Source organism: Corynebacterium oculi (genome assembly GCF_001412105.1).
GTDB classification, from domain to species: Bacteria; Actinomycetota; Actinomycetes; order Mycobacteriales; family Mycobacteriaceae; genus Corynebacterium; species Corynebacterium oculi.
The window spans coordinates 448,605-470,599 of the sequence record NZ_LKST01000001.1; the positions used below are offsets into that span (position 1 = coordinate 448,605).

The 21,995-nt window shown below is 67.1% G+C and carries 22 protein-coding genes and 2 pseudogenes; 14 read left to right on the forward strand and 10 right to left on the reverse strand.

The genetic code is table 11. The features are described from left to right. Positions 1 to 3 precede the first annotated feature (3 nt). Together deoC and Cocul_RS02110 are read left to right on the forward strand one after the other, a co-directional pair. Entirely contained in the window at positions 4 to 645 is a 642-nt protein-coding gene (deoC, locus tag Cocul_RS02105; protein WP_055121657.1) for a deoxyribose-phosphate aldolase, read from the forward strand. A 4-nt stretch (positions 646 to 649) separates the two neighbouring features. After that, a complete protein-coding gene (locus Cocul_RS02110) occupies positions 650 to 2,380 on the forward strand; it encodes a phospho-sugar mutase (RefSeq protein ID WP_055121658.1) in 1,731 nt (576 codons plus the stop codon). A 35-nt stretch (positions 2,381 to 2,415) separates the two neighbouring features. Here the strand turns inward: Cocul_RS02110 and deoD are convergent. Further along, positions 2,416 to 3,139 (reverse strand): annotated as a pseudogene (deoD, locus tag Cocul_RS02115) (purine-nucleoside phosphorylase). 118 nt (positions 3,140 to 3,257) lie between these two features. Between deoD and rimM the strand changes: the two are divergent. Continuing rightward, the gene (rimM, locus tag Cocul_RS02120; protein WP_055121659.1) at positions 3,258 to 3,758 is read left to right on the forward strand and encodes a ribosome maturation factor RimM; all 501 of its coding nucleotides are present in this window, start codon (positions 3,258 to 3,260) and stop codon (positions 3,756 to 3,758) included. Further along, positions 3,758 to 4,609, forward strand: coding sequence for a tRNA (guanosine(37)-N1)-methyltransferase TrmD (gene trmD / locus Cocul_RS02125; protein ID WP_055121660.1), 852 nt, complete (start codon positions 3,758 to 3,760; stop codon positions 4,607 to 4,609). The genes rimM and trmD overlap by 1 nt, the downstream gene beginning before the upstream one ends. Before the next feature lie 316 nt (positions 4,610 to 4,925). On the opposite strand, the gene Cocul_RS02135 is transcribed toward trmD, so the two are convergent. Together Cocul_RS02135 and Cocul_RS02140 are read right to left on the reverse strand one after the other, a co-directional pair. Further along, on the reverse strand, positions 4,926 to 5,873 hold the full coding sequence (locus tag Cocul_RS02135) for a hypothetical protein (protein ID WP_055121662.1): 948 nt from the start codon (positions 5,871 to 5,873) through the stop codon (positions 4,926 to 4,928). After that, positions 5,870 to 6,229 (reverse strand): GntR family transcriptional regulator, encoded by a 360-nt coding sequence (locus tag Cocul_RS02140; RefSeq protein WP_055121663.1) that lies wholly within the window; start codon positions 6,227 to 6,229, stop codon positions 5,870 to 5,872. Before Cocul_RS02140 ends, Cocul_RS02135 begins: the two co-directional genes overlap by 4 nt. A gap of 54 nt (positions 6,230 to 6,283) precedes the next feature. On the opposite strand from Cocul_RS02140, the gene Cocul_RS02145 reads away from it, so the two are divergent. Next, positions 6,284 to 8,611 carry a Tex family protein gene (locus tag Cocul_RS02145; protein ID WP_425388761.1) on the forward strand — a complete coding sequence of 776 codons (2,328 nt, stop codon included), beginning with the start codon at positions 6,284 to 6,286 and terminating at the stop codon, positions 8,609 to 8,611. Here the strand turns inward: Cocul_RS02145 and Cocul_RS02150 are convergent. From Cocul_RS02150 to Cocul_RS02175, 6 genes are all read right to left on the reverse strand, one after another. After that, positions 8,586 to 8,795 (reverse strand): hypothetical protein, encoded by a 210-nt coding sequence (locus Cocul_RS02150; RefSeq protein ID WP_055121665.1) that lies wholly within the window; start codon positions 8,793 to 8,795, stop codon positions 8,586 to 8,588. The two genes, Cocul_RS02145 and Cocul_RS02150, sit on opposite strands and share 26 nt — an antisense overlap. A gap of 481 nt (positions 8,796 to 9,276) precedes the next feature. After that, positions 9,277 to 10,389, reverse strand: coding sequence for a ThiF family adenylyltransferase (locus Cocul_RS02155; RefSeq protein ID WP_055121666.1), 1,113 nt, complete (start codon positions 10,387 to 10,389; stop codon positions 9,277 to 9,279). Between the two features lie 3 nt (positions 10,390 to 10,392). Next, on the reverse strand, positions 10,393 to 11,178 hold the full coding sequence (locus Cocul_RS02160) for a thiazole synthase (protein ID WP_055121667.1): 786 nt from the start codon (positions 11,176 to 11,178) through the stop codon (positions 10,393 to 10,395). A gap of 2 nt (positions 11,179 to 11,180) precedes the next feature. Beyond that, a complete protein-coding gene (gene thiS / locus Cocul_RS02165; protein WP_055121668.1) occupies positions 11,181 to 11,375 on the reverse strand; it encodes a sulfur carrier protein ThiS in 195 nt (64 codons plus the stop codon). After that, the gene (thiO, locus tag Cocul_RS02170) at positions 11,372 to 12,493 is read right to left on the reverse strand and encodes a glycine oxidase ThiO (protein ID WP_055121669.1); all 1,122 of its coding nucleotides are present in this window, start codon (positions 12,491 to 12,493) and stop codon (positions 11,372 to 11,374) included. The genes thiS and thiO overlap by 4 nt, the downstream gene beginning before the upstream one ends. Then, the gene (locus Cocul_RS02175; RefSeq protein WP_055121670.1) at positions 12,490 to 13,119 is read right to left on the reverse strand and encodes a thiamine phosphate synthase; all 630 of its coding nucleotides are present in this window, start codon (positions 13,117 to 13,119) and stop codon (positions 12,490 to 12,492) included. Before Cocul_RS02175 ends, thiO begins: the two co-directional genes overlap by 4 nt. Positions 13,120 to 13,423: 304 nt before the next feature. Between Cocul_RS02175 and rplS the strand changes: the two genes are divergently transcribed. The 8 genes and pseudogenes from rplS (at position 13,424) to Cocul_RS02215 (ending at position 20,161) form a co-directional block, all read left to right on the forward strand. Continuing rightward, positions 13,424 to 13,765 carry a 50S ribosomal protein L19 gene (gene rplS / locus Cocul_RS02180; RefSeq protein ID WP_055121671.1) on the forward strand — a complete coding sequence of 114 codons (342 nt, stop codon included), beginning with the start codon at positions 13,424 to 13,426 and terminating at the stop codon, positions 13,763 to 13,765. Between the two features lie 278 nt (positions 13,766 to 14,043). Continuing rightward, complete coding sequence (gene lepB, locus Cocul_RS02185; RefSeq protein ID WP_055121672.1) at positions 14,044 to 14,847, forward strand: signal peptidase I; 804 nt, start codon at positions 14,044 to 14,046, stop codon at positions 14,845 to 14,847. Between the two features lie 2 nt (positions 14,848 to 14,849). Beyond that, positions 14,850 to 15,500, forward strand: a complete 651-nt coding sequence (locus Cocul_RS02190; protein ID WP_055121673.1) for a ribonuclease HII — start codon at positions 14,850 to 14,852, stop codon at positions 15,498 to 15,500. A gap of 60 nt (positions 15,501 to 15,560) precedes the next feature. After that, a complete protein-coding gene (locus tag Cocul_RS02195) occupies positions 15,561 to 15,866 on the forward strand; it encodes a DUF2469 domain-containing protein (protein ID WP_055121674.1) in 306 nt (101 codons plus the stop codon). Between the two features lie 111 nt (positions 15,867 to 15,977). Continuing rightward, complete coding sequence (locus tag Cocul_RS02200; RefSeq protein ID WP_069723541.1) at positions 15,978 to 16,388, forward strand: YraN family protein; 411 nt, start codon at positions 15,978 to 15,980, stop codon at positions 16,386 to 16,388. After that, a pseudogene (locus Cocul_RS02205) lies at positions 16,348 to 17,924 on the forward strand (YifB family Mg chelatase-like AAA ATPase). Before Cocul_RS02200 ends, Cocul_RS02205 begins: the two are co-directional and overlap by 41 nt. Then, on the forward strand, positions 17,921 to 19,114 hold the full coding sequence (gene dprA, locus Cocul_RS02210; RefSeq protein WP_055121675.1) for a DNA-processing protein DprA: 1,194 nt from the start codon (positions 17,921 to 17,923) through the stop codon (positions 19,112 to 19,114). Before Cocul_RS02205 ends, dprA begins: the two are co-directional and overlap by 4 nt. Positions 19,115 to 19,195: 81 nt before the next feature. After that, entirely contained in the window at positions 19,196 to 20,161 is a 966-nt protein-coding gene (locus Cocul_RS02215; RefSeq protein WP_055121676.1) for a tyrosine recombinase XerC, read from the forward strand. 11 nt (positions 20,162 to 20,172) lie between these two features. Here Cocul_RS02215 and Cocul_RS02220 read toward each other — a convergent pair whose 3' ends face one another. Beyond that, positions 20,173 to 20,751 carry a M23 family metallopeptidase gene (locus Cocul_RS02220; RefSeq protein WP_055121677.1) on the reverse strand — a complete coding sequence of 193 codons (579 nt, stop codon included), beginning with the start codon at positions 20,749 to 20,751 and terminating at the stop codon, positions 20,173 to 20,175. Between the two features lie 334 nt (positions 20,752 to 21,085). Between Cocul_RS02220 and rpsB the strand changes: the two genes are divergently transcribed. Further along, on the forward strand, positions 21,086 to 21,889 hold the full coding sequence (rpsB, locus tag Cocul_RS02225) for a 30S ribosomal protein S2 (RefSeq protein ID WP_055121678.1): 804 nt from the start codon (positions 21,086 to 21,088) through the stop codon (positions 21,887 to 21,889). Positions 21,890 to 21,995: the final 106 nt, after the last annotated feature.

The window sequence follows — 21,995 nt, forward strand, 5'->3', positions numbered from 1 at the left end:
CCTATGAGCACCATCGCCCGCATGATCGACCACACCCTGCTCAAGCCCGAGGCCACGGCGCAGGACGTCGCGGAACTTATTACCGAGGCCGCAGACCTCGGCTGCTACTCCGTGTGCGTTTCTCCCTCGCACCTGCCGCTGGCCGCCGACCTCCCCGAGGGCCTGCACCTGGCGGTGGTGTGCGGCTTCCCCTCCGGGGCGCACCACAGTTCCGTCAAGGCCGCCGAGGCCGCCCTGGCCGCCGCTCACGGGGCCGAGGAGATCGACATGGTGATCAACGTCGCCGCCGCTAGGGAAAACAATGCGCAGGCGGTAGAGGATGATATTCGCGCGGTGCGCCAGGCCGTCCCCGGTGTGGTGCTCAAGGTGATTATTGAGGCCGCCGCGCTCAGCGACGAGCAGATCGTGCTGGCCTGCCGCGCCGCCGAGGCCGCCGGGGCGGACTTTGTAAAGAACTCCACCGGATTCCACCCGGCGGGCGGGGCCACGCAGCACGCCGTACGCCTCATGCGACAGACGGTGGGCGATCGTTTAGGGGTCAAGGCCTCCGGGGGTATCCGCGACGCCGCCACCGCCCGCGCCATGATCGAGGCCGGGGCCACGCGCCTGGGCTGCTCGTCGAGCCGTGCCGTGGTGGAGGGGTAGGGGAGTGTCCGCGCAGCGGGAACCCGGCGCAGAGACCCTAGCCCGCGCCCGCCACTGGCGCGATCACGATCCCGACCCGCGCACCAGGGCGGAGATAGATGCGCTCATCGCTCGGTGTGACCCGGAGCTGGAGCAGCGCTTCGCCGGGCCGCTGACCTTTGGCACCGCCGGCCTGCGCGGTCGGCTCGGCGCGGGGGAAAGCCGCATGAACCTGGCCACCGTGATCCGCGCGAGCCGGGGCCTGGGCCGTTGGCTGAGCGCGCGCGGGGAGCGCGAGGGCTGGGGGACGCGCCCCCGCGTGGCGGTGGGCTGCGACGCCCGCCACGGCTCCCGCGAGTTTCACCGCGCGGCGGCGGAGGTGCTGGCCGCCGCCGGGTGCGAGGTGCTGTTTTTACCAGAGCAACTGCCTACCCCCGTGACGGCCTTCGCGGTGCGGCAGCTGGGCTGCGAGGCGGGCGTGATGGTCACCGCCTCGCACAATCCCCCGCAGGATAACGGCTACAAGGTGTACCTGGGCGGACGCGCGGTGCCTACCGACGCCGCCCGGGGCGTCCAACTCATTTCCCCCGATGACCGCGAGATCGCCGCCGCGATCGAGGCCGCCGAGCCCGCCGACGAGGTGCCGCGCTTTGCCCCTGCGGAAGATGAGGAGAGCGAATACCTGGTGCCGGTGGGGGAGGAAATCGTGGCGGCCTATGTGCGCGCGGTGCTAGACGGGGCGTCGATAAGCGAACGCCCCGCGCCCTGCGACCTGCCCATCGTGGTGACCGCACTGCACGGGGTGGGTGGGGAGACGCTCGTGCGCGTGCTGCGCGAGGCGGGCTTTAGCGCGGTGACCCCGGTGGCGGAGCAGCAGCGGCCCGACCCGGACTTTCCCACCGTGGCCTTCCCCAATCCGGAGGAGCCCGGAGCCCTTGACCTGGCCTATGCCACCGCCGAGGCCACCGGCGCGCGGCTGATCCTGGCTTTAGACCCGGACGCGGATCGGTGCGCGGTGGCGATCCCGGCGGGTGGGGCGGACGAGGACAGCGGAACCCGTTGGGAGCAACTCAGCGGGGATCGCGTGGGCGCGCTGCTGGGGGAGGAGGCCGCCCGCTGCGCCGCAGGGGAGGGAGTGCTGGCCTGTTCCATCGTGAGTTCGAGGCTTCTGGAGCGCATCGCGCGGCGGCATGGGCTGGGTTTTGAGCCCACGCTCACCGGCTTCAAGTGGATCGGCCGGGTGCCGGGGTTGGTATTTGGGTATGAGGAGGCCATTGGTTATTGCCCCGATCCCTGGGCGGTGCGGGACAAGGACGGCATTGCCGCCTGCCTGCGCGTGGCCCTATTGGCGGCGCGCTGCGAGGCGCACGGCGAGGATCTGCGGGAATACGGTAGGCGCATCGACGCCACCTATGGCGTGTACCTCACCCGCCCGCTCACGGTGCGCATGGATTCCCCGGAACAGGCCACGGCGGCGGTGGAACGCTTTATGTCCGCCCCGCCGGACTCCCTGGGCGGAATCACGGTCACCGCCACCCATGACCTCGGCGCGGGGTACCGGGGCCTGCCCGCTACCCCAGGTGCGGTGTTATTCACGCAGGCCGATGATCGGGTGATCCTGCGTCCCTCCGGCACGGAACCCAAGCTCAAGTGCTACGTGGAGGTGATCGCCCAGGATCGCGCCGAGGCGCAGGCGCGCATGGCGGCGCTCCTCGATGATCTAGAGGCGGCACTGGGGTTCATCTCATTGAACTAGGCCGGGGTTCGTCGCCCCGTGCCTATACCGCCTGTTTAGACCGCCACCAGCGGCAGGGCCAGCTCCATCATGGAGGTAAAGGCGGTTTGGCGTTCCTCCGGGGGTGGTGGAGGCCCCGGTGAGAATGTTATCGGAGACGGTAAACACGCCCAGGGCCTCCACCCCGGCGCGGGCCGCCACGGCGTAGAGCCCCGCGGACTCCATTTCCACGCCCAACACCCCCATGCGGGACCATCGCTCCACGGCGGTGTCATCATCGCCATAGAAGGTATCGCTGGAGAGGATATTGCCCACGTGCGTGGTGATCCCCTTCCTGGCGGCCTCCTCCTGGATCGCGGAGAGCAGCCGCCAGGACGCGATGGGCGCGAAGGTACCGGGCACCTTGTACTGTTCCAGGAAGCGGGAGTCCGTGCAGGCCCCCTGGGCCACGATGATCTCGTAGGTATCCAGGTGCTTTTGTAGCGCCCCGCAGGAGCCCACGCGAATGAGCCTCGTGGCCCCGAAGAAGTGGATCAGCTCGTAGGCGTAGAGGGAGATGGAGGGGATTCCCATGCCGGAACCCATCACGGAGACCTCCAGGCCCCGATAGGTGCCGGTGTAGCCGAGCATGTTGCGCACGGAATTGAACTGCACCACATCTTTGAGGTAGGTCTCCGCGATGAACTTGGCGCGCAGCGGATCGCCGGGCAGCAGCACCGTTTCCGCGATGGGTGCGCCGTGGGGTTGGATATGCGGGGTGGAGGCGGTGGTGGCGGGCATGGTTTTCCTTCAAGGCTGGGGGTAGGAGTACTGGGGGAACGAGTAGATGCCATCGAGGTTACCGCCGTCCCTCGGGCGTTGGGCCCTGCACCTCGGGGCCTGGCTAGACTGCTAGATCATGGAGCTGATGATCGGAAGGGTAATCAAGTCCCACGGAATCCGGGGTGAGGTCTCCGTGGAGGCCACCACGGACGAGCCGGAGGAGCGCTTTGCCGTGGGGCAGGTGCTCACCGGGAGGCAGAATAAGAAGGATCGGGAACTCACGGTCAGCGCTATGCGCCCGCACAAGGGGCGGCTGCTGCTGACCTTCGAGGAGGTGCCGGATCGCACGGCGGCAGATTCCCTGCGCGGGATGCAGTTCTTTGCCGAGCCCCGCGAGGGCGGCGATGACGAGGGCTTTTATGATCACGAGCTGGAGGGGCTGCGTGTGCTGCACTCCGGTGAGGAGATCGGCACCGTCACGGGGATTATGCACGGGCCGCACCGCAATCTCCTGGAGGTCACCCTGGAGTCCGGGAAGGAGGCCCTGGTGCCCTTCGTGGAGGAGATCGTGCCCGAGGTGGATCTGGAGGCCGGCACGGTGACCATCACCCCGCCCGAGGGGTTGCTGGAACTCTAATGCGCCTAGACGTCATCACGATCTTTCCCGAGTACCTTGACCCTCTGCGTCACGCGCTGCTGGGCAAGGCCATCGAGCAGGGCCGCCTGGAGGTGGGGGTGCATGACCTGCGCGCCTGGGCCACGGACGGGCACAAGTCCGTGGATTCCTCCCCGGCAGGCGGCGGGCCCGGCATGGTGATGAAGCCCCAGGTGTGGGGTCCCGCGCTTGACGACGTCGCCACCGGAACCGCCGCCACCCCCGCCCTTGAAAGCGCGCTGCCTCACCTGGATCGCGCCCGCCACGACGAGTTGGAGGGCGTGGCCGAGCACCACTACGCCGAGCGCGAGGAGGACAGCGACCTGCCGCTGTTGCTCGTGCCCACCCCCGCCGGAAAGCCGTTCACGCAGGCGGACGCGCGCGCCTGGTCGCACGAGGAGCACATCGTTTTTGCCTGCGGGCGCTACGAGGGGATTGACCAGCGCGTGCTGCTGGATGCCGCCCGCCGCTACCGCGTGCGCGAGGTATCCATCGGGGATTACGTGCTCATCGGCGGGGAGGTGGCGGCCCTGGTGATCGCGGAGGCGATCGTGCGGCTGATTCCCGGGGTGCTGGGAAATAGGCGCAGCCACGAGGAGGATAGTTTCTCCGAGGGGCTCCTGGAGGGGCCGTGTTACACCAAGCCCCGCCGGTGGCGGGATTTAGAGATACCGGAGGTGCTGTTCTCGGGGGATCATGCGCGGGTGGATCGGTGGCGGCGGGAGCAATCCCTGCTGCGCACCCTGACCGTGCGCCCGGAGCTTCTCGACGCCGCGGAGCTGAGTGCGGAGGATCGCGCTTTCCTGGCGGAACGGGGGTGGAAGGGTGCGTGACATCGCCACCGATCTTCAGGCGCTCCTGCTGCCCGCGCAGTGGCGGCGGTGTGAATCCGCGCTGCCGGAGGAACTAGAACGGCGCGGTTATGCGGTATCCGGGCTGTGGGCGCAGGAGGTGGATCTGACCTGCGAGCCGGATAACATGCTGGCCACCCAGTACGCCCAGGTAGAGGGGCGCCCACCGATCGCGGAGGTGCTGCACCACATCGTCATCAACGGGAGCAGCGACCTCGACCTGCGCGCGGCCACCGCCGCCGTGGTGGCCTGCCTGCCGGAGGGCACGTACTGGTACGGCACCTCCTCAACGGGCACCTTAGCTCTGGCGAGGTTGCCGCGTGTGCGTGGCAGCACCCTCGGGAGCCACGGCATAGGAGTTGAGCACGGCGGCGGCGTGCTCGGCGTCCGTGCAACTCACCTCGACCATGCCTCCGGTTTTGGTATGCACCCGTAGTCCGGTGCCACCCCGCAGCATGAGGGCGCGCCCGCGCGAGGAGATGCGCCAGCCCCAGCCACCCCAGTCGGCGGGGTTGAGGCGAGCAACCTCGGCGTGCTTTATCTCTTCGGGGGCAATGGTCAAGCGCGGCCAACCCACCAGGGAGCGAACGGTCAGGCCGTGGGAATCGGCGCGCACCTGCCAGGCGGCGGTGCTCAGGGTGATGAGGAACATCACCAGCCCGGCGGGCAGGGGCCACGGTTCCAAGAGCACCCCGCACAGGAGCACGGTGGCGGTGCCAAGACCCAGGAGAACGATCAGCGGCAGAGGCAGGGAGGTCGTGCCGATCCAGGTGGCGGCCCCGCCGGCGGGAATCTCTAGCGCGCCGGGAACCATCGGGGCGGTTGAGTACGGCGGCAGAGGCCGGGCGATCGCGGCGATGAGTGCCCCGCTCGTTATTGCGCCACCCAGGAGAATAAGGATCGGGGTGGCGGTGAGGGAAGAACCCACAGGGAGGAGCAGAAGCATGAGCGTGGTTCCCGAGACGAGGAAGCAGCAAAAGGCGGCGCTCCCGGCGTGAAAACGGGCCGCGAAACCATAGGCCAGCCCGCGCCGGGCGAGCCAGCAGAACAGCCCCAGGAGCGCGATCACCAGGCCGGTAGAGAGGAACCAGAGCGTCCACGGGGAGGCAAAACCATCGGGGGTGGCGCCGGAGAAGTGCACGGCGAGGGGGTTGGGGGCCTCACCGAGGAGGAGAAACGACCACAGCAGCAGGGCGGCGCTGATGAGGCCGGTGGGTAGGGCGGTGCTGAGCAGAAAACGAGTCATTGCAGACCTCCTTGGGAAAGTAGCTTGGTTACGTCAGCGAGGGAGAGGCGGTGACGCTGGGCGGCGTCGATAAGCGCCTGGACGCTGCGCTGTACCTCCTGGTCGGTGGCGGGTTCGGGTGGGGCGAGCGCCACGGCGCCGCGCCCGCGACGCAGTTCCACCAGCCCGCGATCGCGCAGCAGGCGGTAGGCCTGGAGCACGGTGTTGCGGTTGAGGCTCAGGGAGGCGGCTAGTTCCGTGGCGGCGGGGAGGCGCTGCCCGGGCGTGACGGGCCCCTTGCGGATCTGGCGCTCAATCTGCGCCGCGATCTGCTCGTAGATGGGCTGGGGGTCCTGGGGATCAATAAGAACTAGCACAACTAGTAAAACTAGCACAATGGTGGGCAGGGGGCTACCGCTACAATGAACCGAATGATCGCAGCCACCATCGCCCAGGAGATCGGCGCGGGCCGGGAGCAGGTCGAGGCCGCCCTGCGCCTGCTTGAGGAGGGCAACACCGTGCCCTTCATCGCGCGCTACCGCAAGGAGGCCACCGGCGGCCTCGACGACACTGCCCTGCGCACCGTCGAAGAACGCGCCACCTACCTGCGCGAACTCCAAGACCGCAAGGAAACGGTGCTGGCCGCCATCGAGGAACAGGGCAAGCTCGATGACACCCTGCGCGCCCTGATCGCGGAATGCACCACCAAGGCCCGCCTAGAGGACCTCTACGCGCCGTTTAAAAAGCGCCGCAAAACCAAAGCAGACAAGGCCCGCGAGGCCGGGCTGGAACCGCTGACCGACGCCCTCATCGCCGATTCCTCCCTCGACCCGGAGAAAACCGCCGCCACCTACCTCACCGAGGGATACGCCGACGCCAAGGCCGCCCTCGACGGGGCACGGGCCATCCTCATCGACCGCTTTGCCCTCAACGCCGACCTCGTGGGCGAGGTGCGCGAGGAGGTATTCGAGCGCGGGCACCTGCGCTCCGGGGTGATCGAGGGCAAGGAAACCGAGGGGGCCAAATACAAGGACTACTTCGAGTTCTCCGAGCCGCTGCGCGCCCTGCCCAGCCACCGCATCCTCGCCCTGTTGCGCGGGGAGGCCGAGGGCGTGCTGCGCCTCGACCTTGACGCGGGTGAGGACGAACTCTACGAGGGCATGATCGCCCGCGCCTTCGACCTGGACACCCACTCCTCGCGCTGGCTTGCCGACGCCGTGCGCTGGGGCTGGCGCACCAAACTAGAGGTCTCCTCCGGCCTCGACGCCCGCACCCGGCTCAAGGAACGCGCCGAGCAGGGGGCACTAGCGGTCTTTGCCGCCAACCTACGCGACGTGCTGCTCGCCGCCCCCGCCGGGCCCAAGGCCGTGCTCGGGCTCGACCCCGGCTACCGCAACGGCGTGAAGTGCGCGGTGGTAGACGCCACCGGAAAGGTGCTTGATGCCGCCATCGTCCACCCTCACCAACCGCAAAACCGCTGGAAGCAGGCCCTAGAGACCCTGGTGGCCCTGTGCTCCCGGCACGGGGTGGAACTCCTCGCCGTGGGCAACGGAACGGCCTCGCGCGAATCGGAAAAACTCGCCCGCGAGGTGGCAGACTCCCTCGCCCAGGCTGGAGCGGCGCGCCCCACCCCCGTGGTGGTCTCCGAATCCGGGGCCTCGGTGTACTCGGCCTCCGAGCTGGCAGCCCAGGAATTCCCCCACATGGACGTCTCCCTGCGCGGGGCGGTCTCCATCGCCCGCCGCCTCCAAGATCCCCTGGCGGAATTGGTCAAGATCGACCCCAAGGCCATTGGCGTGGGCCAATACCAGCACGACGTCAACCAGGCGGCCCTGGCCCGCACCCTCGACGGCGTGGTGGAGGATGCCGTCAACGGCGTGGGCGTGGACCTCAACTCCGCCTCCGCGCCACTGCTTACCAGGGTTGCCGGAGTCACGGCCACCGTGGCCGAGAACATCGTGGCCTATCGGGACGAGCACGGGGCCTTTAGCACCCGCAAGGAACTGGGCAAGGTACCGCGCCTGGGCCCCAAGGCCTTTGAACAGTGCGCGGGCTTCCTGCGCATCAACGGCGGTGCCGAACCCCTCGACGCCTCGGCCGTCCACCCCGAGGCCTACCCCGTGGTGGAGCGCATCGCCGCCGCCCAGGGCTGCGCGGTGGCCGAACTCATCGGCAACACCCGCCTGCTCAAGGGGCTGCGCCCCGGTGACTACGCGGACGAGACCTTTGGCGTTCCCACGGTCACGGACATCATCGCGGAGCTGGACAAGCCGGGCCGCGATCCCCGCCCGGAGTTCACTACCGCCACCTTCAAGGAAGGGGTGGAAAAGGTCTCCGACCTGGAACCCGGCATGATCCTGGAGGGCACCGTCTCCAACGTGGCGGCCTTCGGGGCCTTCGTGGATATCGGAGTACACCAGGACGGGCTGGTACACGTCTCGGCCATGTCCAAGAACTTCGTTTCCGACCCGCGCGACGTGGTGCGCTCCGGGGAAGTGGTGCGCGTGAAAGTCCTTGACGTGGACGTGGAGCGCAAGCGCATCTCGCTCACCCTGCGGCTCGACGATGACCCCGGTTCCACCCGCGAGGAGAAACCCACGGGGAAGAACAGGCGCGGCGCTAATAAGCGTGGCGGGGATAAGGCCGCTCGGTCTGGGCGGAACCAGAGTGGACGAGGAGGCCGCCACCGCGGTGGTGCGGGAACCTCCGCCGGTGGTTCGATGGCAGAGGCTCTTAAACGCGCCGGGTTTGGTGCTTAGGTGTTTTCTTCTGCGGTAGCGGAATGAAGCCCCAGAGCTTCCGGGGCTTCGGCAGGAGCCTCGGCGGCGTGCGGCCGACCATGTAGTAGTACTTATCGGGAACCTCGACATCGATGCGATCGGCGATGTTGGTCTGGATACGGGCGTACGAAATCTCGGACCTGGGTGACAGCGGATACACCATGATCTGGTTCCTCTCTTCTAGCGCTATGGCCAGCGTACTTCTCCACGGAGCAGGGTGTCCATTGGCCGTCGATGGGTAACCAAAGAACGGGACGGGGATGGAGTACTTGGGCACCGGACCTTACCCAATATAATTCCGTGGGCGTCAGCAGGGCGCTGCCGCTGAGTTCCTCCAGCGCGTTCCACCCCATTTCTCGGAGCAATGTGGAAGAGTCTTGAGTCTTATCCACCGCCCAAGTGAACCGCTGCCACCACTCGGCGCGATTATCCGCCAGCACCTTTTGAATATGTGCCTTGGTGTTCAACCGGATCGTCCACACCACCGTGATGAACCCCAGGACGGATACCGCCACCTGTATCGCGCGCCAGACCAGATCCCAGTTCCAGTCCGCCGTGTGACTCTGCACCGCGCCGATGAGCGTCTCCCCATGTTCCAACATTTCCTTTACCCCCGATATGCGTATTCCCCGATTATGCCCTAATTAAGGGCGTGGCACCCCGCCGGGCAGGCTGATGAGTTCGTGCCCCATCTCCTGGGCCAGGGCGGCGTAGTTGCGCACGAACTCCGCGCTGCGTTTCCCGGAGGCGCAGTACACCACCACGCGCCGGGTGGACAGCGAGTTTAATGCCGCGCGAACCTGCTCACCGGCCTCGTCGAGGGCGCTCAACGGCAGCCTGTGGGGGCGTATCGGTGCGGGGAGATCGGCCAGCAGGGATTCGTGTGGCTCGCGCACGTCGAGGGCGGTGGCGGTGCCCGCGCGGAGCTCGGCAAGCAGCACGCGGGCGGCCTCGGGATCGCCGGGCGCGGCGCAGGCCGCGGCCGCGTAGGAGTCCTGCAATTCCTGCACGCGGGGGCGGGCGGGGTCGGCGGTGACGGTGAGGGTGCGCAGCGTGGCGGCGAGGGCGTCGTAGGAGGTCACGCGCCCGGGGATCACGGGGTGCAGGCCGCTGAGGTGTTTGATGGCCTCCGTGGCCATGAGGTTTCCCACTACCGCCGTGGTGGCACCGAGCACGCCCGCCGTGGCGCAGTCGGGGGCAAAATCGGGGCCGGGCTGGGTGGGAAAGAGATCGCGCAGCCCCACTCCGCCCCCGGGTGCGGCGGTCCCGGAGTGCCACAGGGCTACCTGCCCGGAAAAGCGCAGAACCGTGCCCCAGATCAGGGGGGTGCCGGTGATCTCGGCTGCGTCGGCGCTGAGGTACTTGGTGGCAAAGGAATCGGAGCCGTCGATCACCAGGTCGGCGGCGCGGAAGAGGCCAAGGGCGTTATGCACATCGAGGCGGGAGAACAGCGCGGTAACGTTGATTCCGGGCTGCAACTCTCGCAGCCGAGCGGCGGCCACCTCCACCTTGGGTTTTCCCTCGTCGGAGGCACCGAAGAGGATCTGCCGGTGGATATTGCTGAGGTTCACCACGTCGTCGTCGATCATGCTCAACCGCCCCACCCCTGCCCCGGCGAGGGATTGCAGCAGGGGGCAGCCCAAACCACCGGCGCCGATGACCAGCACGTGCGCGCGGCGAAGGCGTTCTTGACTTTCCAGGCTAAAACCCGGCAGGGCCAATTGGCGGGCCACCCGGCGTAGTTCCTGCTCGTTCATGGCCTAGAGCACCTGATCCGCCCACTGCGCGAGGCCCTCGAAGTCGGAGGAGGCCCGGGCGTGCCGGCGCTGGGGAATGCGCCCGGATTCCCGGGCCAGGTGCCCGGCCTCCACGGCGAGCCGCATGGAGCGGGCCATGCCCACGGGATCGTGGCAGCGGTTAATCGCGCTGGCCAGCAGCACCCCGGAGCAGCCGAGTTCCATGGCCAGGGTGGCGTCGGAGGCCGTGCCCACCCCGGCATCGAGGATCACCGGAACCTCCGCGCGCTGGCAGATCAGTTCGATGTTGTGGGGGTTGAGGATCCCCAGCCCCGTGCCGATGGGCGAGCCCAGGGGCATGACCGCCGCCACGCCGATGTCCTCTAGGCGGCGCGCGGTGACGGGATCGTCGGAGGTATAGGCCAGCACCGTGAAGCCATCGGCGATGAGGAGCTCGCAGGCGTCGATCAGCTCCGTGGTATCCGGCAGGAGCGTGTGCTCGTCCGCGATGACCTCGGCCTTGACCCAGGAGGTGCCCAGCGCCTCGCGCGCGAGCTGGGCGGTCAGCAGGGCGTCGCGGGCGGTGCGGCACCCGGCGGTGTTGGGCAGGGGAGCGATGCCCAGGCGGCGCAGCAGATCAAAGAGGGATTCCCCGCCGCCGGGGGTGCGCGCGGAGTGGCGGCGCATGGCCACGGTGGTCAGTTGCGTGCCGGAGGCCACCAGCGATTCCTCCAAGATGGCCTGCGAGGTGGCCCCGCCGGTGCCCATGATGAGCCGGGACTCAAAGGTTCGATCAGCGATGGTGAGCACGGCTACCCTCCCTGCACGGCGGTGAGAATATCCACGGCGTCGCCCTCGGCGATCGGCCGGTGCCAGCGCGAGGCGGGCACCACCTGGGCGTTGATGGCCACCGCCACGCCCTCGCGCGAGCCCGCCTCCGCGTCTACCAGTTCCGCGACGGTCAGCGGGCCGCCCGTGCGCGTGCTTCCATTAACGGTGTAGATCATTGTTCCTCCCTGTGGCGTTGCGGGTGGCAAGCACCGATGTCATAGCCGGGGTCGATCCCCAGGGCCAGGCGCGCGCCGACGAGCCCGCCCAGGGCCGCCAGCAAGATGCCGTGGCGGAAGTACCCGGTAGAAACCACCGTATCCCCGATGAGCCCCAGGTAGGGCAGATCGTCCGGGGTGCCGGGGCGCGCGCCCGTGCCCCATTCCACCAGGTCCGCCTCCTCTAAACCGGGCACGATCCGGCAGGAATCGCGCAGCAGATCGCGCACCGAACCCAGGGGAATATCGGCGCGGTGATCCTCCCGCGAGGTCGCCCCGATGGCGATCGTCTCGCCCCGGGGAATGAGGTAGATGGGGCGATCCTCCACGAAGCCGCGCACCACCCGATTGAGCAGGCCGGGGCAGCGCGCGATCAGAATGTCCCCGTACACCGGCCGCAAGGCTAAGCCCGCGGTGAGGCGGGAGGCGCCGAGCCCCGCCGCCAGCACCACGCGCGCGCCCCGCGTATCGACGTCCCCCCGATCCGTGTGCAGTTCTTTCTCGCCCACCCCGGTCACGGTGGCGGGCAGGAACTCCACCCCCCGGCGGAGCAGCGCGTCCTTTAGCGCTGCGGTAAAAAGCCGAGGCGCCACCTGGGTATCGCCGGGAATGGAGACCGCACCGGCTAAGGCGGGGGAGAGGGCCGGTTCCAGCCGACGCGCTTGGCGCACCCCCAGGGGCTCCACCGTCATGCCGTGTGCCTGCTGGTGAGCGGTGAGCTCGCGCAGGTGGTGCGCGTCCGCGCGGTCGGCGGCCACCACGAGGGTGCCCTCTCCACGAAATCCGGTGGGAAGATCGGTAGCCTCGGCCACCCGACGGATCAGGCTGGGATACAACCGGGCCGATTCCAGCATGAGGGGATACAGGGCTTCTTGGCGGTACTGCACCTCCGCCACCGGGGCGAGCATGCCCCCGGCGTACCGGGAGGCGCCGCTGACCGGGGCGGGGTCAATCACGGTCACCGCGAGGCCGCTTCCGGCGATCTCCGTCAGCTCAAAGGCCGTGCACAGGCCGACGATCCCGGCCCCCACCACGATCACCCGTTCCGGCAGGCCGTGTTGGCGGAGCGTGGCGCTCATGCAAACGCCCCGAGCACGCTGCGGGTTACGGCCTCGGGGTCCTCGGCGCGCATGAGGCCCCGGCTCAAGGCCACGCCGGCCACCCCCGTGTCCGCGAGCGCCGGGGCGTCCTGGGCGGTGACGTCACCGATGGCCACCACCGGAACCCTTGAGGCCTGCACCAGGGGTATATAGCCTGCCACCCCCAGGGGCGGGCGGCCGGAATCCTTGGTGGGGGTGGGGCGATACGGCCCGGCGCCGATGTAATCAATGGCCTCGGCCACCTCGTTGGCGGCCTCCACCAACGGCAGGGTGCCGGTGGTCAGGCCGATGATGGCCCGGGGCCCCAGGATCGCGCGGGCATCGCGCACGGGGAGGTCATCTTGCCCCAGGTGTACCCCGTGGACGTGCTCGCCGCGGTGCATGAGGGCGGCGGCGATGTCCACGCGGTCGTCGATAAGCACCCTGGTGGCGGGATTGGCCCGGGCCACGGCCCTAGCTACCTCGGTGGCGAGGCTGAGCAGATCGCGGGGGGAGATGGGCTTGCTGCGCACCTGCACCACCCCGGCCCCGCCGCGCGCCGCGGCGGCGGCCACGCCCACGGCATCGCCCGGGCCGGTGACCAGGTAGCACCGTAGATCCAGCATGATTCTCCTTGCTTCCTTCGCCGGTATGATCCGGGCAGGTTCGACGGTCCGCGCGGCGGGCAAAGCGCGTTCTCAGCCCGCTTGGCCGCGGGCTCCCGTGAGGCTGTGGCCCAGTGTAGCGCGGTGGGTGGGTTTGGTGATCGCCGGGGTGCAGTGGAATAATGAACAGGTTGCTTGCTCAGCCTGCCTTGTTTTCTTGGGGGCGGGCACGCGGCGAAGATATGTCACGGATACGAACCGGCCGAGCGCCCGGAAGGGAAGCGCCGCCAGGGTCCTCTTTCCCGAAGATTAAGGATTGTTTCTCATGAACATTCTCGACAAGGTCGATGCAGCCCAGCTCCGCGATGATATCCCGGACTTCCGCCCCGGCGATACCCTGGGCGTGAACGTCAAGGTGATCGAGGGTTCCAACGAGCGCACCCAGCTCTTCACTGGCGTGGTGATCCGCCGTCAGGGTTCCGGCATCCGCGAGACCTTCACCGTGCGCAAGGTGTCCTTCGGCATCGGCGTGGAGCGTACCTTCCCGGTGCACTCCCCGAACATTGCCTCCATCGAGGTCACCCGCCGCGGCCGCGTGCGCCGCGCCAAGCTGTACTACCTGCGCAACCTGCGCGGTAAGGCAGCTCGCATTAAGGAGCGCCGCTAGTCCTCCACGGCGTACCGATACCCCCGCGATCCCGGTTATCCGGGCGCGGGGGTATCGCGCGTTTGGGTGGGGATATCGGGGCTTATCGACGTCGCTGATCCGGGGCAGTGCGTGCTTACCCGTGCGAAGTCCTCCGCTCGAAGTCCGGCAGAATGAGCCTGGCGACGCAGCGGCGCTGTGGTGTGTGCGGCTGTGCGCGGGCCGGGCACAACCCCGGCGGTGGGGGTTCAGCCTGGGTTCCACGGGATTGCCGGGGCTGCCTGCTAGAGTCGAGAGCCGTGACTGATTCTTCTCGTGCTTCCCGTGCCGCCGAGGGCTCCGCAGCTGAGGACGCTAAGGCAACCAAGAAAGAGAAAAAAGAACTGCCGTGGTACCTGGAAATACCGCTGATCATCGGCGTGACCTTCCTGATCGTCTTTTTGGTGCAAACCTTCGTGGGGCGCGTGTACATGATCCCCAGCGCTTCGATGGAGCCCACGCTGCATGGTTGTGATGGTTGCACGGGCGACCGCATCGCGGTGGAGAAGGTGTCCTATTACTTCTCCGAGCCCAAGCCGGGTGACGTGGTGGTCTTTGCCGGTACTCCCTCCTGGAACGAGAACTTTGTTTCCCAGCGCTCGGAGAACCCAGTGGTGCGCGGCTTCCAGGAGCTGGGTTCCTACGTGGGCCTGGTGGCCCCCGATGAGAACAACCTGGTCAAGCGCGTGATCGCCACCGAGGGGCAGACGGTGTCCTGCCAGGAGGGCGATCCGGCCGTGATGGTGGACGGCGAACCCACCGATCAGTCCTTCACCCTTGACCCGCCGCAGTTCCCGGTTGTTGGTGAGGGCGGCTCTGATGCCTGCGGCGGCCCGTACTTTGGCCCCGTGACAGTGCCGGAGGGCAACGTGTGGGTGATGGGGGATAATCGCACCAATTCCGGGGATTCTCGTGCGCACATGGGCGACGAGTACCAGGGCACCGTTCCGGTGGAGAACATTCGAGGCAAGACGGTGGCGCGGATCTGGCCGCTGAACCGCATCGGCCTGGTGGACTCCCCGGATCTTCAGAATGACGCCGCGGCGGAGGGAGCGGCCGCCTAATCATGCGTCGCCTGACGCAACTGCGCACCCTGGAGGTGGCGCTGGATCGCGCGGGGCTGGGCCCGGTGGCGGGGGTAGACGAGGCCGGGCGCGGCGCCTGCGCCGGGCCCTTGACCATCGGGGCCTGCGTGCTTCCGCCGGGCGCCATCGCGGAGTTGGATCGCCTCACCGATTCCAAGAAACTCACCCCCGCCGCGCGCGAGCGCCTCTTCCCGCTGATTAAGCGCCACGCGCTCGCCTGGGCCGTGGTGGTGGTCAGCGCACAGGACATTGACGCCTACGGCATCCAGCGCGCCAACGTTTCCGGCATGCGGCGCGCGGTGGTGGCCCTGGATAAGGTTCCCGGCTATGTGCTCAGCGACGCCGTGAGGATCCCGGGAATGCGCCAGCCCCACCTGCCGATCATCGGCGGGGACGCCGCCGCCCGGTGCATCGCCGCCGCCAGCGTTCTGGCTAAGGTCACCAGGGATCACATGATGGCGGACCTCGACGCTCAATATCCCGGTTACGGATTCGCCGGGCACAAGGGGTACGGCACAAAGGCACACATGGACGCGGTGCGCCGCCACGGGGCGAGCCCGGAGCATAGATACACTTACTCCAACGTGAGTGCTGCTCACTCCCAGTGGCTCCGAGGCCAGGATGCGCGCTGAGCGCGCCGGTGTTTTTGTTGCGGGGGTGGGCGTTGAGATGAGGAAGGATATAGGAGCGCGATGAGTGCGGAAGAGCTGGAAAACTACGAGGCCGAGGCGGAACTATCCCTCTACCGCGAATACCGCGATGTGGTCAGCCAGTTCTCCTACGTGGTGGAAACGGAGCGCCGTTTTTACCTGGCCAACGCGGTGGAGTTGATCCCTCACGGAAGTGGGGCGGACGTGTATTACGAGGTACGCATGTCCGATGCCTGGGTGTGGGACATGTATCGCCCCGCCCGATTCGTCCGGTACGTGCGGGTGATGACGTTTAAGGACGTGAACATCGAGGAACTGGATAAGCCGGATCTGGTGGTACCGGACTAGGCCTGTCACCGCCAGCGCGAGCGGCACCCGGGGTGTGGATAACCGAGGTTATGCACACCCCTTTTTGTGTGTTCCCCGGCGGTGCGGGCTTTGCGGGGCAGGCTGGCGAGCATGACTAAGACAACGGCAATGGCGGCGATGGCTGCGATGACACTGGGCCGCCAAGGAGAGGCCTTCGCTGCGGCGTATTACCGTGAACGCGGTGCTCAGGTGGTGGGCATGAACGTGCGCTGCGCCTCCGGGGAAATCGACCTCATCGTGAGAGAACCCGGGGGAACGGTGGTGTTCGTGGAGGTCAAAACCCGCAGCGGGAACGCCTTCGGCGGGGCGGAGGCGGTGGATAGCCGCAAATTATCGCGCATGCGGCGCGCCGCCGCGCACTGGCTGCGGGATAAACCCTGGCAACGGGTGCGTTTCGACGTCCTCGTGCTCACCGTGGCGGACAGGGACGCCGATTCTCGGTGCGAGCGCCTGACCTTTCATGCACAGCGCTACGAGGGGGTGGAATCCGGTGCCCGCTGATCTTGTGACCCCCTGCCGCCTGGGTAGAACGCACACCACGGCGCTGCACGGTCTGCGCGCCCACCACGTCACGGTGGAAGCCAACATCGGGCCCGGTTTACCCGGCATGTACGTGGTGGGGCTGGGCGATGCCTCCGTGCGGGAATCGCGTGACCGTATCCGCACGGCGGTATCGAACAGTGGTTTGGCCTGGCCACACACCAAGATCGTGGTTTCTCTTTCCCGGCATCCCTACCCAAATCGGGCGGGCATTATGACCTCTCGATCACTCTGGCCATTCTCAGCGCAATGTCCACGGGGGCGGAAGCAGAGCAAATGCGGCACCGCTTGCGCTCTACTGTGCTGCTGGGCGAGGTGGCCCTCGATGGCACCCTGCGTCCCGTCTCCGGGGTGCTGCCCGCGCTGTTGAGCGCGCACCGCCAGGGGCTCACCCGCGCGGTGGTACCGCCGGGAAACGAGGCCGAGGCCGCGCTGGCCAGCCCCCTGGAGGTGCTGGTGGCTCCGACCCTGCGCGCGGCGATGGAATGGGCGCGTGGGGAACGGACGTTGGCGCAGGCGCGGGGCGGGGATGCGCTGAGCCCTCCCGCAGAATCGGGAGACTTCTCCGAGATAGCGGGCCAGGATCACGCGGTGCGCGCCGCCGAGATCGCTGCGGCGGGCGGGCACCACTTCATGCTCATCGGGCCGCCGGGTTCGGGGAAATCCATGATCGCCCAGCGTCTGCCCACCATTCTGCCGTCCCTGACGCAAGAGCAAATGCTGGAAGCCACGGCCGTGCACTCCGTGGTGGCCCCCTCCTTTAGCGGGCCGATCCACCGCGCACCCTTCGTCGCCCCGCACCACTCGGTGAGCAGGGCTGGACTTCTGGGTGGAGGCAGCGGGGTGCCGCGCCCGGGCGCGGTGAGCCTGGCTCACCACGGGGTGCTTTTTCTCGATGAGGCTTCGGAGATTCCCGCCTCCGTGCTCGACGGTCTGCGCACCCCCTTGGATAACTCCCAGGTGCGTTTGGTGCGCGCCCACCGCGAATATCTCTTTCCCGCCCGGTTCCAGCTGGTGCTGGCCGCCAACCCCTGCCGGTGCGCGGCGAATGATCCCCAGGAGTGTCGGTGCCTGCCCCGGCAGCGGGCCACCTACCTCGATAACCTATCCGGCCCGCTGCGCGATCGCCTGGACATCGTTGTACACACTACCGCCGTGGGAGCACACCTGCGTACCGATTCCGCGCGCAGCAGCGCGGAGTTGGCCGCGAACGTGACCCAGGCCAGGCAGAGGTCTAGGCGCCGGTGGGGTGATGCCGGGCGGAGCGAGCGGTGTAATTCCGCGGTTCCCCCGCACGTATTGCGCCGGAACTTCCCGGCCACGGAGGAAGCGATGCTGCTTCTGGAGGCATACCTGGCTCAAGGGGTATTGAGCCAACGCGCGGTGGATCACGCCCTCAGCGTCGCCTGGACGCTCACGGACCTCTCCGGCGGGGATCAACCGGGGCTGGCGGAGATCACCGAGGCGATTCACCTTCACGGATCGGTGCGGGAATGAACACGATATTTTCCGCCGAAGAACTCGCCTTTGCCTATCTTTCCCGCGTGGTGGAGGGCCCCTCGCGGCAACTCACCACGCTCCTTACCGAGGGCCGCGAGGCCCCGGTCATCGCGGAGGGGATCCGCATGCGCAAGCGGTGGGTGGGGGATTTATTAGAGCAAACGGCCACGCGCTATGACTGGGAACGAGCGGAGCGCGACCTCACCCTGGCCCGCACGCACGGGGCCAGGCTCCTTTACCCCGGCCACGAGGAATGGCCGACCACCCAGTTCGACCACGCCTTTGGGTTTGCCCGCAGCGGCGTGAGCACTCACCTGCGCACCTACCAATCCGACGCCGTGGCACCGCACGCCCTCTGGGTGCGTGGGGCACACCTGGATCAACTCTGCACACAGGCGGTGGCGGTGGTGGGTACCCGCGCGCAATCCCGTTACGGCGCGCAGGCCACGGCACACCTGGTGCAGGGCTTAGCGCAGCACAGGTGGACGGTGATCTCCGGTGGTGCCCTGGGCATCGACGCCGAGGCCCATAACACTGCCTTGCGCTGCGGCGGCGCCACGGTGGTGGTTGCCGCCTGCGGGATAGATAAGGTATATCCCGCCCGGCACGCCCGGCTTTTCGACGCCGTGGCGCAGCAGGGCGCGGTGATCACGGAATACCCGCCGGAGGTTTCTCCGCAGCGGCATCGCTTTCTCACCCGGAATAGGTTGGTGGCGGCGTTGAGCCAGGGCACCGTGGTGGTGGAAGCGGCGTGGCGCTCCGGGGCCTTAAATACGCTGAGCTGGGCGGAGGGTTTGGGCAGGATCGCGATGGCGGTGCCCGGCCCCATCACCGGGGCGGGTTCCCTGGGCTGCCACGAACGCATCCGGGAGGGCAGGGCGCAATTAGTTGCCAGCGCGGATGATATTAGGGCGTTGTTGAGCGCTGTGGGGGCCGTGGACGTGGCCGAGCAATATGAGCTCAGTTATGCCCCCGATTCCATCCAGGCCTTGAGCAGGAACGAGTTGCGCGTTTTTGATGCCCTTCCGGTCTCCGGTGGTGAAGAGACCTCGGTTATCGCCCGCCAGGCCGGGTTGTCCCTTCCTCTCACGGTTCATCTGCTCGTGGAATTGAGTACCAAGAACATGGTGGCCTTGGAGGGGGATCAATGGCACCGCGTAGCGGGGCGCGAAGGCTGCGAAGGATAGGCCCGCGAGGAACCTCCAACGGAGACCTGTGCGGAAAGGTCGCGTGGAAGGAAGGGGAAAGGGAACCTAAAATGGGCTTCCATGAGCGAGGCTGTGGGGAGTCAGGTGCGCGAGGCAGTGGAGGACTTTGCTGAATACCAGCGCTTGGTGTTGGGCCGTGCGGAGGCTACCATTCGCGCTTATCGCAATGACCTCCTGGATCTCTCGGAGTTGGCGCCCACCTTTGCCCAGTGGGATCTCAATTTTTTGCGTACATGGCTGGGGATAGCGGTGGAAAAGGGAATGAGCCGTTCTACCATTGCGCGGCGTACGGCCGCCGCCCGGGCTTTTTCTCGGTGGGCCTTTGACCAAGGGCACCTGGAGACGGACGTCTCCATACGCCTGAAGACTCCGAAGATCCACCGCACCCTGCCCAAGGTACTCAGCACGGGCCAGGCCCGAGACCTCGTGGAGGGCGGGTATCTTCCAGGTGCTTCCGGGGTGGATCAACAAGCGGTGGGCTCCGATGCACCGCAGACCCCGGAGGGCCTGCGCAATAGGGCGATGGTGGAATTACTCTATGCCACCGGAATCCGGGTATCGGAATTATGTGGCCTCGATGTGCCGAGGCTTGATCTGCGGGGATGCACGGTACGGGTGTTGGGCAAGGGGAATAAGGAGCGCGTGGTGCCTTTCGGCCAACCCGCCCGCGTCGCGCTGCACGGGTGGCTAGAACGGGGGCGCCCGGAGTTAATGCGCAAGAATAAAAAGAGTGCCGCCGGGGGAAAGGACACCGAGGCTCTTTTCTTAGGCAGCAGGGGAGGACGTATTAATCCTCGCCAGGTGCGTCGGATCGTGGAGGTGGCGGCTCGGGGAGTGGGAGCGGAGGGATTGACCCCGCACGGGTTGCGTCACAGCGCGGCCACGCATCTTCTAGAAGGCGGAGCGGATTTACGCGAGGTACAGGAACTACTGGGACACTCCTCTATGCAAACCACGCAAATCTATACCCACGTGAGTGCTCAGCGGCTAAAAAAGGTGTATGACCAGGCGCATCCGCGTGCCTGATTGGCCTTGCTCTAGGGGGAGAGGGGTTTGAGTCGAATCACGGGGGTGGGAAGCAGAATGAGCGGGTTGAGGTACTGATCGTCGGTGGGCAGGACGCGCGCTCCCCAATGCAGGCCGCTTGCCGCGTGGTGACGTTGCGCGGGCGTGCCCCCGAGGTGTCCAATCACCTCGCCTTCTTCTATACGTTGGCCTTGCTCCACCCGGGGGATCACGGGTTGGTAGGTGGTGCGGATCGTTACCTCCGAGCCCGCAGCGAGATGCGCCGTGGCGTGGGCCTTCCCGATGCGTACCGGCTGCTCGTGGTCTATGGAGACGATGGGGCTTCCGGCGATTCTTCCCACGAAGGCCACCACGCCGCTTCCCGCCGCGTGGATAGGGGTTCCGGGGGCGGCGGTGAGGTCAACGCCCCGGTGCCCGCTGAGCCAGTTGTGCGGGGGTGCGTGGAAGGCCTGGTGGATTCCTCCGGGGCGGGGGCCGTTGGTGGTGGGGGATACCCACGCGGAGGCGTGCGGAGGGGAGACCGGACAGTAGAAAAGAACAGTGAGGGCACATAGGAAGTACAGGGCGATGAGGGTGCGGTGAGCATTCATGCCTCCATCGTGCGGGCATCTGCCCGGCGTGGATGGAGGCGTGCGATAGCGGCTGTGGATGGTGGTGCGGGAGTGAAAGGCGTGGTTTACCTGTGGAAAAGTCCGAGGGTGGGTTTGATGTGCGGTGGGAAGGGCGATATTATGGCCGATAGCAGTGTGTCCACCGTAGTGGTGGACGTACTGACTACGCGCGGAATATGCAATGTGCCCCGACGTGGTCCCGGCTAATGCCGGGTGTTGGGGCTATAAGGCGTAGCCGCCAGGGCGCAGGACAAACCAACAAAACCTGTTGCAGCTTCAAAACCGAAAGACAAGATAAGAAAGGGAGCACACCATGGCAGTCGTGACCATGCGCGAGCTTCTGGACTCTGGTGTCCACTTTGGCCACCAGACCCGTCGCTGGAACCCGAAGATGCGCCGCTTCATCTTCACCGATCGCAACGGCATCTACATCATTGATCTTCAGCAGACGCTGACCTACATCGATGAGGCCTACGAGTTCATCAAGGAGACCGTCGCGCACGGCGGCAACATCCTCTTTGTGGGCACCAAGAAGCAGGCCCAGGAGGCCATTCAGACCGAGGCTGGGCGCGTGGGCATGCCCTACGTCAACCACCGCTGGCTCGGCGGTATGCTCACCAACTTCCAGACCGTGTCCAAGCGCCTGGCTCGCATGAAGGAGCTTCAGGCCATGGACGCCGCCGAGGACGGCTACAAGGGCCGCACCAAGAAGGAAGTTCTCATGCTCACCCGCGAGCGCGTGAAGTTGGAGCGCGTCCTGGGCGGCATCTCCGAGATGACCAAGGTTCCCTCCGCCCTGTGGATCGTGGACACCAACAAGGAGCACATCGCCGTCCACGAGGCGCACAAGCTTAACATCCCCGTGGTGGCCATCCTGGACACCAACTGCGATCCCGATGACGTCTCCTACCCCGTTCCGGGCAACGATGACGCCATCCGCTCCGTGAACATCCTCACCCACGTGGTGGGCGAGGCCGTGATCGAGGGCAAGAAGTCCCGCGAGGAGCGCCAGCTGGCCGCCGCTAAGGAAGCCGCCGGTGATACCCAGGAGAAGGAAGCCCAGGACGCGCAGAAGGCTCAGGAAGCCGACGCCGCCGAGGCATCCCAGGAGGCTTAATCCTCTTTCCGGGTACCGTGCCCGCACAAGCGTAGGCCCCAGGTGAATGCCGCCATGAACTGTGGTGGAGGCACCGCGGGGCCTCTCGTTTTGTTTTCACTTTATT